The organism is uncultured Barnesiella sp., assembly GCF_946496565.1.
Taxonomy (GTDB): domain Bacteria; phylum Bacteroidota; class Bacteroidia; order Bacteroidales; family Barnesiellaceae; genus Barnesiella; species Barnesiella merdigallinarum.
In genome coordinates this window covers 13954-29311 of the sequence record NZ_CAMMHD010000003.1, presented here as the reverse complement: position 1 = coordinate 29311, position 15358 = coordinate 13954, and the positions used below count along the sequence as shown (strand labels likewise).

The 15358-nt window shown below is 54.2% G+C and carries 15 protein-coding genes; 9 read left to right on the top strand and 6 right to left on the bottom strand.

Annotated features, from left to right (window positions below; all coding sequences use genetic code 11):
* The first annotated feature begins 91 nt into the window (after positions 1-91).
* From Q1K76_RS02380 to Q1K76_RS02355, 6 genes are all read left to right on the top strand, one after another.
* Entirely contained in the window at positions 92-2038 is a 1947-nt protein-coding gene (locus tag Q1K76_RS02380) for a glycogen debranching enzyme N-terminal domain-containing protein (protein WP_087408264.1), read from the top strand.
* 18 nt (positions 2039-2056) lie between these two features.
* Positions 2057-3325 (top strand): glycosyltransferase family 4 protein, encoded by a 1269-nt coding sequence (locus Q1K76_RS02375; protein ID WP_087408263.1) that lies wholly within the window; start codon positions 2057-2059, stop codon positions 3323-3325.
* 20 nt (positions 3326-3345) lie between these two features.
* Positions 3346-4719 carry a glycoside hydrolase family 57 protein gene (locus tag Q1K76_RS02370; RefSeq protein WP_087408262.1) on the top strand — a complete coding sequence of 458 codons (1374 nt, stop codon included), beginning with the start codon at positions 3346-3348 and terminating at the stop codon, positions 4717-4719.
* 170 nt (positions 4720-4889) lie between these two features.
* The gene (locus tag Q1K76_RS02365) at positions 4890-5759 is read left to right on the top strand and encodes a nucleoside phosphorylase (RefSeq protein ID WP_300130749.1); all 870 of its coding nucleotides are present in this window, start codon (positions 4890-4892) and stop codon (positions 5757-5759) included.
* A 223-nt stretch (positions 5760-5982) separates the two neighbouring features.
* The gene (locus tag Q1K76_RS02360; protein ID WP_300130746.1) at positions 5983-6585 is read left to right on the top strand and encodes a hypothetical protein; all 603 of its coding nucleotides are present in this window, start codon (positions 5983-5985) and stop codon (positions 6583-6585) included.
* Between the two features lie 42 nt (positions 6586-6627).
* Entirely contained in the window at positions 6628-7221 is a 594-nt protein-coding gene (locus tag Q1K76_RS02355) for a hypothetical protein (RefSeq protein WP_300130744.1), read from the top strand.
* Between the two features lie 82 nt (positions 7222-7303).
* Here Q1K76_RS02355 and rpsO read toward each other — a convergent pair whose 3' ends face one another.
* Positions 7304-7579, bottom strand: a complete 276-nt coding sequence (gene rpsO / locus Q1K76_RS02350) for a 30S ribosomal protein S15 (RefSeq protein ID WP_025278228.1) — start codon at positions 7577-7579, stop codon at positions 7304-7306.
* Positions 7580-7872: 293 nt separating this feature from the next.
* On the opposite strand from rpsO, the gene typA reads away from it, so the two are divergent.
* A complete protein-coding gene (typA, locus tag Q1K76_RS02345) occupies positions 7873-9672 on the top strand; it encodes a translational GTPase TypA (RefSeq protein ID WP_087408258.1) in 1800 nt (599 codons plus the stop codon).
* 149 nt (positions 9673-9821) lie between these two features.
* A complete protein-coding gene (locus Q1K76_RS02340) occupies positions 9822-10790 on the top strand; it encodes a DNA methyltransferase (RefSeq protein WP_087408291.1) in 969 nt (322 codons plus the stop codon).
* A gap of 136 nt (positions 10791-10926) precedes the next feature.
* Here Q1K76_RS02340 and cdaA read toward each other — a convergent pair whose 3' ends face one another.
* The 4 genes from cdaA to Q1K76_RS02320 all read right to left on the bottom strand — a co-directional run bounded on the left by cdaA (position 10927) and on the right by Q1K76_RS02320 (position 14340).
* A complete protein-coding gene (gene cdaA, locus Q1K76_RS02335; RefSeq protein ID WP_087408257.1) occupies positions 10927-11691 on the bottom strand; it encodes a diadenylate cyclase CdaA in 765 nt (254 codons plus the stop codon).
* Position 11692: 1 nt separating this feature from the next.
* Positions 11693-12559 (bottom strand): dihydropteroate synthase, encoded by an 867-nt coding sequence (folP, locus tag Q1K76_RS02330; protein WP_300130740.1) that lies wholly within the window; start codon positions 12557-12559, stop codon positions 11693-11695.
* Between the two features lie 143 nt (positions 12560-12702).
* Positions 12703-12990 carry a hypothetical protein gene (locus tag Q1K76_RS02325; RefSeq protein ID WP_298663622.1) on the bottom strand — a complete coding sequence of 96 codons (288 nt, stop codon included), beginning with the start codon at positions 12988-12990 and terminating at the stop codon, positions 12703-12705.
* A complete protein-coding gene (locus tag Q1K76_RS02320) occupies positions 12991-14340 on the bottom strand; it encodes a sodium-dependent transporter (RefSeq protein WP_300130946.1) in 1350 nt (449 codons plus the stop codon). It abuts the gene before it with no gap.
* Between the two features lie 274 nt (positions 14341-14614).
* Here Q1K76_RS02320 and Q1K76_RS02315 point away from each other — a divergent pair, with 274 nt between their 5' ends.
* Positions 14615-15013 carry a hypothetical protein gene (locus Q1K76_RS02315; RefSeq protein ID WP_298663624.1) on the top strand — a complete coding sequence of 133 codons (399 nt, stop codon included), beginning with the start codon at positions 14615-14617 and terminating at the stop codon, positions 15011-15013.
* Here the strand turns inward: Q1K76_RS02315 and Q1K76_RS02310 are convergent.
* Positions 15010-15348, bottom strand: coding sequence for a MerR family transcriptional regulator (locus Q1K76_RS02310; RefSeq protein ID WP_087408252.1), 339 nt, complete (start codon positions 15346-15348; stop codon positions 15010-15012). The genes Q1K76_RS02315 and Q1K76_RS02310 overlap by 4 nt on opposite strands.
* Positions 15349-15358 lie beyond the last annotated feature (10 nt).

Below are 15358 nucleotides of genomic sequence, written 5' to 3'. Positions count from 1 at the left end.
GGAATAGGGCAAGGGATCGGATGATTTGCAATAGACCGAAGAGTCTGAAAAAATTATGAAAAAGACACAAGTAAGAGAAATTAATTGAGATATGAGTTATCTGAAATTTGACAAGAACCTGATGATAAACCTCGAGTGGTCGCTGCCCAAGGAGATGCTGCGTACCAACAAGTCGGGCGCGTATCATTGTACGACTATCGTCGATTGCAACACCCGCAAGCAACACGGGTTGTTGGTAATTCCTATCCCCGAGCTGGATAAGGACAATCACGTGATGTTGTCGTCGCTGGACGAGACAGTGATTCAGCACGGCGCTGCGTTTAACTTGGGTTTGCACAAGTACAAGGGCGACTGTTTCAGCCCGAACGGACACAAGTACATTCGAGAGTTTAATTGCGAGTCGGTGCCCCAGACGATGTATCGGGTGGGCGGAGTGATTCTGACGAAAGAAAAAGTGTTTATCTCGCACGAGAACCGTATCCTTATCAAGTATACGCTCGTCGATGCTCACTCCCCGACGATTCTGCAATTCCGTCCGTTTCTTGCCTTCCGCAATGCCAACGATCTGTGTGTGGAAAACTATGCGCTCGACCAGCGTTACGAAGAGGCGGCCAACGGCATAAGCTGCTGTCTGTACCAGGGCTATCCCCGGTTGTACATGCAGTTCAACAAGGCCCCCAAGTTTGTATTTGACCCCCATTGGTACAAGGGCATCGAGTATATCAAAGACCAGGAGCGAGGCTATCCCTATCAGGAGGACCTCTATGTGCCGGGCTACTTCGAGATACCTATCAAGAAGGGCGAAAGCATCATCTTCTCGGCGGGAACCGTCGAGGCCAAACCCCGCTCGTTGGCTCACACTTACGAAGTAGAGTTGGCCAATCGCCACATGTGCCGCTCGAGTTTCTACAACTGCCTGAAAAACTCGGCTCAGCAGTTCTACTTCAAGCAGAAGAAGGGGCACTATCTGTTGGCCGGTTATCCCTGGTTCAGGGTACGGGCCCGCGACCAGTTTATTGCCCTGCCGGGGTGTACGCTGGCCATTGGCGACGACCAGACGTTTGAAGACGTGATGGCTTCGGCCGAGAAGGCCCTGCGCCACTTTATGACTACCGGCGAACTCGACGAAAACATCGGCGAACTCGACCTGCCCGATATTCCGCTGTGGGCTACCTGGACTATCTATCAGTATGCCAAGGAGAAGGGTATGGAGACTTGTCGCGAGAAGTATGGCCGTTTCCTGTGCGATATTCTCGACTACATTGTCAAAGGCAAGCATCCCAACCTTTTCCTGCACGACAACGGGCTGCTCTACTCCAATGGCAAAGACCGGGTGATCTCGTGGATGAATGCCGTGGTTGACGGTCGCCCCGTGAACCCGCGCAGCGGTTATTTGGTAGAGTTCAATGCGTTGTGGTACAATGCTTTGAAGTTTGCCGCCGCCCTTTTTGCCGAAGATATGGAATTGGCTTCGAGGGTAGAACAGTGGAATGCCATTGCCGATAAGGCGGGCGAGACGTTTGTAGCTACCTTCCTGAACGATTATGGTTACCTGATCGACTATGTCGACGGCTCGATGTCAGACTGGAGTGTACGGCCCAACATGCTCATAGCATTGGGGCTCGACTACTCGCCGCTCGACAAGCGTCAGCGCAAGCGGGCTCTCGAGGTGGTTACGCGCGAGTTGCTTACCCCCAAGGGTATCCGCACGCTCAGCCCCAAGAGCTACGGCTATAACCCCACCTATGTAGGTTCGCAGACCGAGCGGGAGTATGCCTATCACCAGGGGCCCGCACGTCCGTGGCTGATGGGCGCCTATGCCGAGGCCTATCTGAAGGTGTTCGGCATCAGTGGTGTCTCGTTCCTGGAGCGGATGCTCATCGGGTTTGAAGACGAGATGTCGCAAACCTGTATCGGGTCCATCTCCGAGCTGTTCGACGGCAACCCGCCCTTCGCCGGTCGTGGAGCCATCAGCTATGCCGCCAACGTCGGTGAAATATTGAGAGTGTTGAAATTATTGAAGAAGTATAACATGTAAAGCCTAATTCCTATATCTATGAAAGCGCTAATGTTTGGTTGGGAATTTCCCCCTCATATTCTGGGAGGTTTGGGCACGGCCAGTTATGGCCTGACCAAAGGCATGGCCGAGTGTGGCGATATTGAAATCACCTTTGTCATACCTAAACCCTACGGAGATGAGGATAAAACTTTTGCTCATATAATCGGGGCCGCCAATACCCCTGTCGCCTGGCGCGATGTAAGTTGGGATTACGTGCAGCAACGCTACGGCTACTGCATGGACCCGCAGGAGTATTTCGACCTTCGCAGTCATATCTATGCAGATTTCAATTATCTGAAGACCAATGACCTGGGTTGTATCGAGTTTTCGGGGCGCTATCCCGACAACCTCATGGAAGAGATCAACAACTATTCTATCGTAGCCGGTGTGATTGCCCGCACCGAGCAGTTCGACATCATTCACTCGCACGACTGGCTCACCTATCCGGCCGGCATTCATGCCAAGCAGGTGAGCGGCAAGCCGTTGGTGATTCATGTGCATGCGACCGACTTCGACCGCAGCCGGGGTAATGTGAACCCTACGGTCTACAACATCGAGCGCGACGGTATGTTGCATGCCGACCACATCATCACGGTGAGCAACCTCACGCGCCAGACGGTTATCGACAAGTATCACATCGACCCGGCCAAGGTGACTACGGTACATAATGCCGTGGAGCCGTTGAGCGACGAAATCAAGTCGATAGAGGTGCCGCACAATCCGAAGGAAAAGGTGGTTACCTTCCTGGGCCGCATCACCATGCAGAAAGGACCCGAATACTTTGTCGAGGCGGCTGCCCGGGTATTGCGCAAGACCAACAACGTGCGGTTTGTAATGGCTGGTAGCGGCGACATGATGAACAAGATGATTATGTTGTCGGCACAACGCAACATATCGGACCGCTTCCACTTCACCGGATTCTTGCGGGGACGTCAGGTCTACGAGATGTTGAAGGCCAGCGACGTGTATGTGATGCCGTCGGTATCGGAGCCGTTCGGTATCTCGCCGCTCGAGGCCATGCAGGTAGGCGTGCCTTCGATCATTTCGAAACAGTCGGGCTGTGCCGAGATTTTGACCAATGTCATCAAAATCGACTATTGGGACATCGACGCTATGGCCGACGCTATCTATTCGATCATCACCTATCCCGCCATCTATAAACAGTTGCGCGAAGAGGGCGAGCGTGAAGTAAACGAGATTAAGTGGAAGTATGCCGGCCAGAAGGTACTCGACATCTACCACAATGTGCTGCGCAATTATAAATAAATGAAAAAACACAACCTTATATGAAAACAATTTGTTTCTATTTTCAAATTCATCAACCGTTTCGATTGAAACGCTATCGTTTCTTTGACATAGGTAACGACCACTACTACTACGACGACTTTGCCAACGACGATATTATCACCCGCATTGCTCAACGGTCGTATCTGCCGGCCAATGCCACGCTGCTCGAGATGATCAAGAATGCCAACGGCAAGTTCAAGGTGGCTTTCTCGATATCGGGTGTAGCTCTCGAGCAACTCGAGATTTATGTGCCCGAGTTTATCGACAGCATGAAGGAGCTGGTCAAGACCGATTGCGTGGAGATTCTCTCGGAGACATACGCCCACTCGCTTGCTTCGTTGGCCGATCCCGAGGAGTTCAAGATTCAGGTAAAACACCACGACGAGAAGATTGAGCAGCTCTTCGGCGTGAAACCCAAGGTATTCCGCAATACCGAGTTGATATTCTCCGACGACATCGCCTCGATGATTGCCTCGATGGGCTTCAAGGGGGTTATCACCGAAGGGGCCAAGCACATCCTGGGTTGGAAGAGTCCCAACTACCTTTACTGCTCGGCTGCGGCTCCCAAACTGAAAATGTTGCTGAAGAACTACAAGATGAGCGACGACATTTCGTTCCGCTTCTCCAACTACGAGTGGAGTGACTATCCTCTCACTGCCGACAAGTTTATCTCGTGGATCAAGAATACCCCGGCCGAGGAGCCTATCGTCAACCTCTTTATGAACTACGAGACGCTGGGCGAGCTGCAACCGCGCGAGTCGGGCATCTTCGAGTTTATGAAGGCTTTGCCTCGCTTTGCCGAGCAAGAGGGCATAGGTTTCTGCACGCCTACCGAAGCCATCAGCAAACTCAAACCGGTTGACGCACTGTCGGTACCTTATCCCATGTCGTGGGCCGACGAGGCTCGCGATACCAGTGCCTGGTTGGGTAACACGTTGCAGAACGAGGCCTTCCGCAAACTCTATTCGGTAGCCGAGCGGGTGCGCCTGTGCGACGACCGCCGCCTGAAACAAGACTGGAACTATCTGCAGGCCAGCGACCACTTCTACTACATGTGCACGAAGTATCTCTCCGACGGTGCCGTGCACAGCCATTACAGCCCCTACGACAGTCCTTACGAGGCATTCACCAACTACATGAATGTGTTGAGCGACTTTATCGTACGCGTCGAGGCCCAGTATCCCGAGTCGATTGAAAACGAGGAGTTGAACGCCTTGTTGACAACCATCAAGAACCAGGCTGCCGAGATTGAGATGTTGCAGAAAGAGTTGAAGTCGGCACGCACCGAGCGCCACTCCAAACGGGCCGAGGCCAAGAAGGAGAAAGAGGCTAAGGCCGAGACTCCCAAGAAGACTGCCGAGAAGCAAGAGTGATGGGGGTGGTGCCGCCGAGGTTCTCTCCTCGGAGTGCAACGGACATCTGCCAGGGCGAATCAGAGCCTTTTAGACAAAATTAGAGGAAACAATTTCGCCGATTCACTCACAATCCGTATATTCGTACCACGCCGTCCCCAATCGGGCGGCGTGGTAAAATTTTTAGCAATATGAAACATTTCCCAGAGTCTGAATTTATTATCAATGCCGATGGCAGTGCGTTCCATCTGCATTTGCTCCCCGAGCAGTTGAGAGACAAGGTAATCCTGGTCGGTGACCCCGGTCGGGTCAATCTGGTCGCTTCGTTTTTCGACACCCGCGATTTCGAGGTTTCGAGCCGGGAGTTTCATACCATAGGCGGTACCTATAAGGGGAAACCGCTGATGTGCCTCTCGCACGGCATCGGTACCGACAATATCGACATCGTGGTCAACGAACTCGATGCCCTGGCCAATATCGACTTTACGACGCGTTACGAAAAGCCCCAGTTCCGCCAGTTGACCCTTGTGCGGGTGGGAACCTCGGGCGGGTTGCAACCCCATGTGCCCATAGGTACGCCGGTCATTGCCGAGAAGTCTATCGGCTTCGACGGTGTGCTCAACTTCTACGCCCGTCGCAACGAGGTGTGCGACCTCGAGTTTGAGAAGGCCTTTTGCGAGTCGGTCAAGTGGAATCCGCTGTGGGCCGCTCCCTATGTAGTCGACAGCGACCCCGAGCTGGTGGCCCGTATCGGGGGTGACGATATGGTGCGTGGCGTGACCATATCGGCCAACGGTTTCTATGGGCCGCAGGGCCGTGAGTTGCGTCTGCCTCTGGCCGACCCCGAGCTGAACAAGAAAATCGAGGCCTTCAAGTATGGTTCGCATGTAGTCACCAACTACGAGATGGAGAGCTCGGCTCTGGCCGGATTGTCGAAGCTGATGGGCCACAAGGCCATGACCGTGTGCAGCATCATTGCCAACCGGGTGGCACACCACGCCAACCCCAACTACAAGACGGCCGTCTCGGATCTTATCCAGACCGTTCTGGAACGCATATAGAACCTTTCCCGGGATAAAAGAAAGGCAGGGCCGCGGCTGTCGAATACAGCCGCGGCCCTGTGGCTTAATAGGAGGGCGCAAGAGGGGGCGGGTGAGGGTGAGGCGAGAAAAAATGTCCGTTCATCAACCTTGGACTTGTAAAAAAGTGTTATCTTTGAGGCGTAGAAACTGAATATACGTAAAAACAGGACTGAGATAGATAAACTCTTATCGTATAATAGCAATGAAAACATTAAGGAAACTGACAGGCGCATTGCTGTGCCTGAGTGCGCTGCTTTCTTTCACATCGTGCGGCGAATTGATGGAGGAACTTTTTGGAGATGGAGAGGAGGACTCCATTCAGTGTAATTTCTCGACAGCCCTTGCCGGTAAGTGGAGGGTCGTAGCTGCCGGGGATATTGAAAATGTACCGGAAGAGATGGCTCATGTGAGAGAAGGGGGTGAAGTGCCCTGTTCGCTCGAGTGGGTCGAATTTTCCAACGGTCAGGCGCATTTCCACTTTTCACAGCCGGTAACCCTCGATTACCTCGTCTTTGGCGGGAGTGAGAGACCCTCGACAACCATGACCGATTATACTTGTACGTGTGAACTCGACGGGAGTGGTTTCCATAATTTCGTCTTCGGGTTCAGATACGACAGCGATCGGGACAGCTATGTCGAGACCTATACCGAGTATGATATGGGCGATACCGGAGAGATATTCTACTCGTCGGTGCGTCAGTGGGCCTATGGCAAGGACGAGGACTATGCCACCACGCTTGTGCTCTATGGCACCAATGCCGAGTGTGTCGACTTTGGCTATGAGATGAAGCGTTACGACGACTGATTGTACAAGCTATGAGTTTGTGAGTTTAATAAAAAGAAGAATATGAGACTGAAAGATAGTATATTGCGGATGCTGCTGGTCTCCCTGACGGTAGTCTCTCTGACCTCGTGCAGCGAGTTGATGGACGACCTTTTCGGGGGCGACGACGAACCCATACAAGGGAATTATACCACGGCTCTGGCCGGTAAGTGGCGGGTAGTAAAAGCCGGTTATGTCGAGAACCCGTCGGGCGAGATGGCCTATGTGGGTGAAGAACTGCCCTGTTCGATTGAGTGGATTGAGTTTTCCAACGGCCAGGCACATTTCCATTTCTCGAGTGAGGTGGTTTTGAACCGTCAAAGTCTGGGTGGGGGCACCCTCCCGTCGGAGATGATTACCGATTATACTTGCCCGTGCGACCTCGATGGCGACGGCTTCGTCGGCTTCGTGTTTGGTTTTGAGCCGGAGGACAGCGGCGCCTATCACGAGACCTACAAAGAGTGGGTCGACATTACGGGCGATGGCGAGATGTTCCACTATCAAACCAATCTGTGGGCTTATGGCAAAGATGAGAATTATGCTACTAAGCTGATTCTTCACAGCAACAATTATAGCTCGCTCGACTATGGCTATGAAATGGAGCGTTATGACGATTGAGCGGGCCGGCACCTTCGGTAAGGATACAAAAAAAGCGATTCGTTTTCGAATCGCTTTTCTTTTTGCTGTGTAGCGTAAAGAATTACTTTCTGATACCCAGCTCTTTTTGTGCGATGATGGCACGGTAGCGGTTGATGTCGACCTTGATGAGGTAGTCGAGCAAACGACGACGTTTACCTACCAACATTTTAAGAGCTCGTTCAGTGCTATGATCTTTGTGATTTGACTTCAAGTGCTCAGTCAAATGGGCTATACGGTAGGAAAATAATGCAATCTGCGCTTCGGGTGAGCCAGTATCAGTATTGGACTTTCCGTATTTCCCAAAGATCTCTTTCTTTTTCTCAGAATCTAAGTACATTTCTTTGAGTTTTGTTGTTAATATAAATTATTGAGCGCACAAAGGTAGTTATTTGTTTTTGAGTATACAAACATTTGGCTGTTCTTTTTTTGAAAGGTGGTCCATCCGGGTGGTTGTGCAGGGATAGTGAGGTGTATCTGAGGCGTGAAGAGTGGGGTAAGTCATTACTAAAAGTAATAGAGTGATGTATCATTTCAAAAAAATATAGTAACTTTGCACCTTGAAACGTAGAGGCAAGCGCATGCGCAACTCGCGTGGCGGTTGGGTCTCTCTACTTGGTTAAAATAGGTTATATGCAGAAAATCAGAAACATTGCGATTATCGCTCACGTCGACCACGGCAAGACGACGCTGGTAGACAAAATGCTTTTGGCCGGACATCTTTTTCGCGAGAACCAGAACTCCGGAGAGTTGATATTGGATAACAATGATTTGGAGCGTGAACGAGGTATCACGATTCTCTCCAAGAATGTTTCTATTCGTTACAAGGATTACAAAATCAATATTATAGATACTCCGGGGCACGCCGATTTCGGTGGCGAGGTGGAGCGTGTGCTCAACATGGCCGACGGCTGTCTGCTGCTGGTCGACGCTTTCGAGGGCCCGATGCCCCAGACCCGGTTTGTCTTGCAGAAGGCTATCGAGATAGGGCTGAAGCCGATTGTGGTTATCAACAAGGTCGACAAGCCCAACTGTCGCCCCGACGAGGTGCAGGAGATGGTCTTCGACCTGATGTGCAGCCTCGATGCAACCGAAGACCAGCTCGACTTCCCCACCATATACGGTTCGGCCAAGCAGGGGTGGTTCTCGACCGACTGGCGTAAACCTACCGACAACATTACGGCGCTGCTCGATGCCATTATCGAATACATCCCCGAACCTCAGTATCTCGAGGGTACTCCCCAGATGCTTATCACCTCGCTCGACTACTCGTCGTATGTAGGCCGTATCGCCGTGGGCCGTGTGCACCGGGGCGTGTTGAAAGAGGGCATGGAGGTTTCGTTGTGCAAGAAAGACGGTTCGACCGTAAAGCAACGCATCAAGGAGCTCGACGTGTTCGAGGGTATGGGCCGTACCAAGGTGCAGTCGGTAGCTTCGGGCGACATTTGCGCCCTCGTGGGTATCGAGAATTTCGAGATTGGCGACACCATTGCCGATGCTGCCGAGCCCGAGCCGCTGCCGCGTATCGCCATCGACGAGCCTACGATGTCGATGCTCTTCACCATCAACGACTCGCCCTTCTTTGGTAAGGATGGTAAGTATGTGACTTCGCGCCACATTGCCGACCGTCTGAAACGCGAGCTCGACAAGAACCTGGCCCTGCGTGTAGAGCGTGGCGACAGCGACGATGCCTGGACGGTCTATGGCCGTGGCGTGCTGCACTTGTCGGTCCTGATCGAGACCATGCGTCGCGAGGGCTACGAGTTGCAGGTAGGTCAGCCGCAGGTTATCATCAAGGAGATCGACGGGCAGAAGTGCGAGCCCATCGAGCTGCTCACCATCAACCTGCCCGAGGAGTATGCCAGCAAGATTATCGATATGGTTACCCGCCGCAAGGGCGAGATGGTGTCGATGACGACCCAGAACGACCGCATCCACATCGAGTTCCAGATACCTTCGCGCGGTATCATTGGTCTGCGTACCAATGTGCTGACGGCTTCGGCCGGCGAGGCCATCATGGCGCACCGGTTCCTCGAATATCAACCCTGGAAGGGGAATATCGAGCGCCGTACCAACGGCTCGCTCATCGCCATGGAGTCGGGCACGGCCTATGCCTATGCCATCGACAAGCTGCAAGACCGCGGCCGCTTCTTCATCTTCCCGCAAGAGGAGGTCTATGCCGGTCAGGTAGTGGGCGAGAATGCCAAGGAGAACGATATTGTGGTGAATGTGACCAAGTCGAAGAAGCTGACCAACATGCGTGCGTCGGGTGCCGACGACAAGGCCCGTATCGTGCCGCCGGTTATCTTCAGCCTCGAGGAGGCCCTCGAATACATCAAGGAAGATGAGTATGTAGAGGTGACGCCTCACCACCTGCGCCTGCGCAAGATTATTCTCGACGAGACCGAGCGCAAGCGGGCCAACCGTTCGTAAGAGCCATAAAACTTTGTATGATATAGCGGGGTGCGGATTTGTTTCGCATCCCGTTTTTTTTGTGGGGTGAGGCGGGGCTTTCTGCAGAAAATTGCGTATCTTCACGCATCTTTCGGGGCGGCGATACGGACGCTGCCTGTTTCTGTCGTATGGAAAAGAGACGTGCCAAAAACAACAGGACCCTGACCGTCGAACCCGACGAGGTGGAGCGGTTGCGCCCGCTCATCACCCCGGCCGGGCGGGTGACGGCGGATTTCGACTTCGACAACCGCATCATCCAAGGCGACCTGCTGGCCGTGCTCGACCGTATCCCCGACCGTGTGGCCGACCTCATTATCGTAGACCCGCCCTATAATCTGTCGAAAAACTTTCACGGTATGAGCTTTCAGGCCCGTTCGCACGAGGCTTATCTGGATTATCTGCGCAGCTGGTTCCACCGGGTGTGCGAGAAGCTGAAGTCCACCGGGTCGCTCTACCTGTGCGGCGACTGGCGTTGTACGGCGGCCTTACAGACGGTGATGGACGAGGAGCTTACGGTGCTCAACCGCATCACCTGGCAGCGCGAGAAGGGCAAAGGGGCCCTGCACAACTGGAAGAATGCGATGGAGGATATTTGGTTCGGCGTGAAGGATGCCCGGCACTACTATTTCGATGTGGAGGCGGTCAAGCAGAAGCGGCGGGTGATAGCCCCCTATCGGCAGGACGGCAAGCCCAAGGACTGGCAGGAGACGAGTGCCGGAAACTTCCGCCTCACCTGCCCCTCGAACTTCTGGGACGATATCAGCATCCCTTTCTGGTCGATGCCCGAGAATACCGACCATCCCACCCAGAAACCCGAGAAACTCTATGCCAAGCTCATTCTGGCCTCGTCGCGCGAGGGCGACCTCGTGTTCGACCCCTTCCTGGGGAGCGGCACCTCGGCCGTGGTGGCCAGGAAGCTGAATCGCCGCTATCTGGGGGTGGAGGTGAACGAGGAGTATTGCCTGTGGGCGGCCAAGCGGTTGTGTCTGGCCGAGAGCGACCCGTCGATACAGGGTTATGCCGACGGGGTATTCTGGGAGCGCAATACGCTGGCCGTGCAGAAGTCGCGCCCGGCGACACCGCACGACAAAGATTGAACTGCCTTGCATCGGGGCAGTTCGGTTACCTGACTTTTATTTGCAGATATTGGTAAGACGATTTCGACCGCAGCCGGCGGATGGGAACCGTGGGGTACGAGTCTCTTGCATCGGGCCCGTTCGCAGTGTTTTCGTATTAGTCGATAGACTCCTGTACCAACATGCGCTCCAGGTCTTTACCCGAAATCTTGGTGGTGATTTTGCCGTTGTGGGCAAGCGAAATGTTGCCCGTCTCTTCCGACACGACAATGGCCAGCGCGTCGGTCACCTCGGTGATGCCCAGCGCCGAGCGGTGGCGAAGCCCCATCGACTTGGGAATCTTGTTGTTGTGCGATACCGGCAGAATGCAGGCCGCTGCGGCCAGGCGGTTGTCGGCGATGATGAGGGCACCGTCGTGCAGGGGGCTGTTCTTGAAAAAGATGTTTTCGATGAGGCGGGCGTTCACGTTGGCATTGATGGTGTCGCCGGTGTTTTTGTAGTTGTCGAGCGACACCCCTTGTTCGATGACGATGAGGGCGCCGGTCTTGGTCTTGGCCATGTTCATGCAGGCATACACGACGGGGATGATATAGGGCTTTTCGCCCTGGTCCTTGTGCTTGAGGAAGAAGTTGAAAAAGAATCGCCACCGCTTGTGCGAGCCCAGCTGCACGAGGAATCGCTTGATTTCGTCCTGAAACAGAATGACGAGGATGAGCAGGCCCACGCTCATGAACTTGTCCATAATCGAGCCGATGAGCCGCATGTCGAGTATCTGCTTCACCACAATCCACACCCCCACGAAGGCCAGTACCCCGGTAAAGATGCTTATCGTGCCCGACTCCTTCATCATCTTGTAGAGGGTGTAGAGCAGCAGGGCTACGATGAGTATGTCGATAATATCTTTTATGCCGAATGAAAACATGTTAATCTCCAGATTGTAAGGTTTTTGAAACTATTTTTACCGTCTCTACGGCCTCTTTCACGTCGTGTACCCGCAGGATATGGGCACCCCCCAGCAGGGCCAGCGTGTTGAGTACCGAGGTGCCGTTCAGACTCTCGTCGGGCGATGTGCCCAGCAGTTTGTATATCATCGACTTGCGCGATATGCCCACCAGCAGCGGGCGGCCCATGCGGGCAAACTCGTCGAGCCGGTTCATCAGGCGGTAGTTGTCGTCGAGGGTCTTGCTGAACCCGAATCCCGGGTCGATGATGATGTCGTTCATGCCGAGGCTCTCGAGCCGGGCGATGCGCTCGGCAAAGTAGTAGAGCATCTCGGCGATGAGGTGGTCGTAGTGGGTCTGTTGCATCATCGTCTGCGGCGTGCCCTTCATGTGCATGAGGATGTAGGGCACCTTGAGGTCGGCCACGGTTTCGAACATGCGGGGGTCGAGCTCGCCGCCCGAGATGTCGTTGACCATCTGCACCCCGTATTCCCGCACGCAGCGTGAGGCAACGTCGGCCCGGAAGGTGTCGACCGATACGTGAGCCTGCGGGTAGAGCTTGCGTATGATTTCGAGCCCCGAAGCGAGGCGGCGCATCTCTTCGTCGGGGGCGATGTCGTCGGCTTGAGACCGCGACGAGTAGGCCCCGATGTCAATGATGTCGGCCCCTTCGTCGACAATCTGGTGCACCCGTGCCTCAATTTGTTCGGGAGCGGGGGTGCGGCTCCCGGCGTAGAACGAGTCGGGGGTGACGTTGAGTATACCCATGACCAGAGGTCTCGAGAGGGAGACCAGTTCTCCTCCCAGATTCAGCGATAGCGGTTTGTTCGGTACGTTGCGAAATATCATATAGACAATCTCTTGCAGGTGTCGGGTTTCGGTCCCGGCCGGTTTGTGGCACCGGCCTGTCGAGGGTGCCGATTGACTAAGCGAAGATAACGCTTTTTGTTGAATGGCACGGCATGATTGGACGAAAAACTTCGTCCGGCTGGCTACTCTTCGCGCGGAACCGCATCCAGCTTTTTGGGCGGGCCGGGTTTCGGGTCGGTCGTAACGGGTGCATCGGTAGCATCGACCTGGCTCTGGTGCAGGCTGTCGAGCACGTTCAAGTCATTCCGGAATGCCTCTACCTGTACCGGTGTGTCGGGAACTTTGTGCAGAAACAGGTATGACTTGGCCATGCGGGCGACGGCAAGCACGGCCAGCATGCCTGTCAGCCACAGGGCGGCTCGTCGTTCGCCCCTCGAGAGTTTGAAGAAGCTGTCGCGTCTGAGTGCCATTTACAGAATGCCGAATCCCGACAGGAAGATAAGTATGATAATGACAGGCGCAATGTATTTGATCGAGAAGAAGATGGCATTGAACAGCGGCTCGTGCAACTTGTTGCGGTTGGTGAGCTCCTCGCGCGAGATGTTGCGCTTCAGTACCCAGCCGATGAAGATGCTGATGAGCAGTCCGCTCACGGGCAGCAGGATGATGGCCGAGAAGTAGTCGAAGGCATCGAAGATGGTCTTCCCGAAAATCCGGATGTGGCTCCACGACCCGATGGAGAGCGAGCAGACGGTGCTCAGCAGGGCGATGACGAGTATCATTATCCGGGTAGCTTTCTTACGGCTCATGTGCATGTAGTTGATGAGGAAAGCGACTGCCACCTCGAAGAGCGAAACCGTAGAGGTGAGCGCCGCCACCGTGAGCAGCAGGAAGAAGAGCACCGACCACAGCGCCGATACCGGCATCTGGTTGAAGACATTGGGCAGGGTGACAAACACGAGGTCGGGGCCGGCCACGGGGTCGAGACCGCAGGAGAATACGGCGGGGAAGATGATGACCCCGGCCAGAATAGCCACTGTGGTGTCGAGTACGGCTACCGTCGAGGCGGTCTTTATCAGATGAGTCTTGGAGGTGAAGTAGGAGGAGTAGGTGACCAGAATGCCCATGCCCAGACTCAGCGAGAAGAAGGCTTGCCCCATGGCCCGGATGATGACTTGCGGCGTGATTTTGGAGAAGTCGGGGTGGAGGAAGAAGGCGAGCCCTTCGCTCGAGCCCGGCAGGGTGAGCGACCGTACGCAGAAGACGAGGAGAATGACGAAGAGCAGCGGCATGAGTATGTTCGACATCTTTTCGATGCCCTTCTGTACCCCTCGCGACAGAATCACGTAGTTGATTATCAAGAACAGATAGGTCCACAGCAGCGGGCGGAAATCGCTCTGGATAAAGGCATTCTGTTCGGCTTTGAACTCGGCGGCCGTTTTCCCGGCCAGGTCGTTGCCGAGGGCGCGGAAGAGGTACTCGAGGGTCCACCCCGAGATGACCATGTAGTAGCCCAGAATGAGGACTGAGGCCAATATGCCCATGTAGCCGATGTAGTGCCAGCGGCTGCCCGGTGCCAGTTTGCGGAAGGCGTCGACCGTGTCGCTCTTGGAGCGCCGGCCTATGATGAACTCGGCACACATGACCGGTATGCCCAGTATCAGTACACACAGAATATAAACCATCAGGAAGGCTCCGCCGCCGTTCATACCGGCTTCGTAGGGGAATCGCCAGATGTTTCCCAATCCTACCGCCGAGCCCACTGTGGTGGCGATAATACCCAGTTTTGTTGCAAATTTTGCTTGTTCTCCCATCGTTATGACATTTTCGGAATATGATTGCAAAAATATAAATTTTTAATCTATTCGACTGCAAAAGTAATGATAAAAAGGAGATTTGACGATTTTGGTATAAAAGTGTAGTCTTCGAGGCTGCACCGAGTCGCATGGCTTTGAGGCAGATAAGCCGCAACGGAGGTATTTGGTTTTACCGGGAGCAAGTGTTAACTTTGTTGCCGCGCCGGCTACTTCGGCCCGAGGGTTTGAGATATTCCCGGCTCACAGGTGTTATATGGAAAAACGAAAAACGAGATCTATGCAACTATTCAAGCGCGGGGCTTTTGTCCCCACAATCGTCGTGTTGGTGGCCATTACCTATCTGTCGTTGGCTCAAGACCCGGTGCATACCCAGGGGCTGCACCTCTTCGAGGGGGCCGACAAGGTAGTGCATGGCTGCATGTATCTGGCTTTGGTCGTGGTGGGTAGCTACGATTTGTATCGGGTGGGGCGCCCGTCGGTACGAGGTCGTCTCGGGTGGATGGTTGTGGCCGTCATGTGGGGTGGTGTGATGGAGCTGTTGCAAGGGGCGATGGGGCTGGGCCGTAGTGCCGACTGGCTCGACTTTGCCGCCAACAGTTGCGGAGCCCTGCTGGGATTTCTGTTGAGTCTCTATGTGTTGCCCCGTCTCTGGATGCGGTGGCACTCCCGCCGCTAATCCATGTCGGCAATCATGTCGGCAAGTTCGTTGCGCAAGGCTTTGAGTCGCTCGACCACCTGCTGGGTGCGGGTCACGCTTTCGCGTTTGTTTTTGAGGATTTGCCTGGCCCCTTCGATTTTCAGCTTGCGCTCTTTGAGCAGGTAGTGGATGAGTTTGATCTCCTCGATGTCTTTTTGCGAATAGTATCGGGTGCCCTTGGGTGAGCGTTTGGGCTTGATGGTTTTGAACTCCGACTCCCAGAAACGGAGGAGCGAGGGGTTCACATCGAGCATTTCGGAAACCTCGCCGATGGTGTAGTAGAGCTTTTGTTTTTCGGGATCTGTCTCTTTCATGCGATAGCGT

Coding starts and splice junctions, on each gene's coding strand:
- Q1K76_RS02380 (WP_087408264.1), top strand. CDS start 92: ATGAGTTATCTGAAATTTGACAAGAACCTGATGATAAACCTCGAGTGG.
- Q1K76_RS02375 (WP_087408263.1), top strand. CDS start 2,057: ATGAAAGCGCTAATGTTTGGTTGGGAATTTCCCCCTCATATTCTGGGA.
- Q1K76_RS02370 (WP_087408262.1), top strand. CDS start 3,346: ATGAAAACAATTTGTTTCTATTTTCAAATTCATCAACCGTTTCGATTG.
- Q1K76_RS02365 (WP_300130749.1), top strand. CDS start 4,890: ATGAAACATTTCCCAGAGTCTGAATTTATTATCAATGCCGATGGCAGT.
- Q1K76_RS02360 (WP_300130746.1), top strand. CDS start 5,983: ATGAAAACATTAAGGAAACTGACAGGCGCATTGCTGTGCCTGAGTGCG.
- Q1K76_RS02355 (WP_300130744.1), top strand. CDS start 6,628: ATGAGACTGAAAGATAGTATATTGCGGATGCTGCTGGTCTCCCTGACG.
- rpsO (WP_025278228.1), bottom strand. CDS start 7,579: ATGTACTTAGATTCTGAGAAAAAGAAAGAGATCTTTGGGAAATACGGA.
- typA (WP_087408258.1), top strand. CDS start 7,873: ATGCAGAAAATCAGAAACATTGCGATTATCGCTCACGTCGACCACGGC.
- Q1K76_RS02340 (WP_087408291.1), top strand. CDS start 9,822: ATGGAAAAGAGACGTGCCAAAAACAACAGGACCCTGACCGTCGAACCC.
- cdaA (WP_087408257.1), bottom strand. CDS start 11,691: ATGTTTTCATTCGGCATAAAAGATATTATCGACATACTCATCGTAGCC.
- folP (WP_300130740.1), bottom strand. CDS start 12,559: ATGATATTTCGCAACGTACCGAACAAACCGCTATCGCTGAATCTGGGA.
- Q1K76_RS02325 (WP_298663622.1), bottom strand. CDS start 12,990: ATGGCACTCAGACGCGACAGCTTCTTCAAACTCTCGAGGGGCGAACGA.
- Q1K76_RS02315 (WP_298663624.1), top strand. CDS start 14,615: ATGCAACTATTCAAGCGCGGGGCTTTTGTCCCCACAATCGTCGTGTTG.
- Q1K76_RS02310 (WP_087408252.1), bottom strand. CDS start 15,348: ATGAAAGAGACAGATCCCGAAAAACAAAAGCTCTACTACACCATCGGC.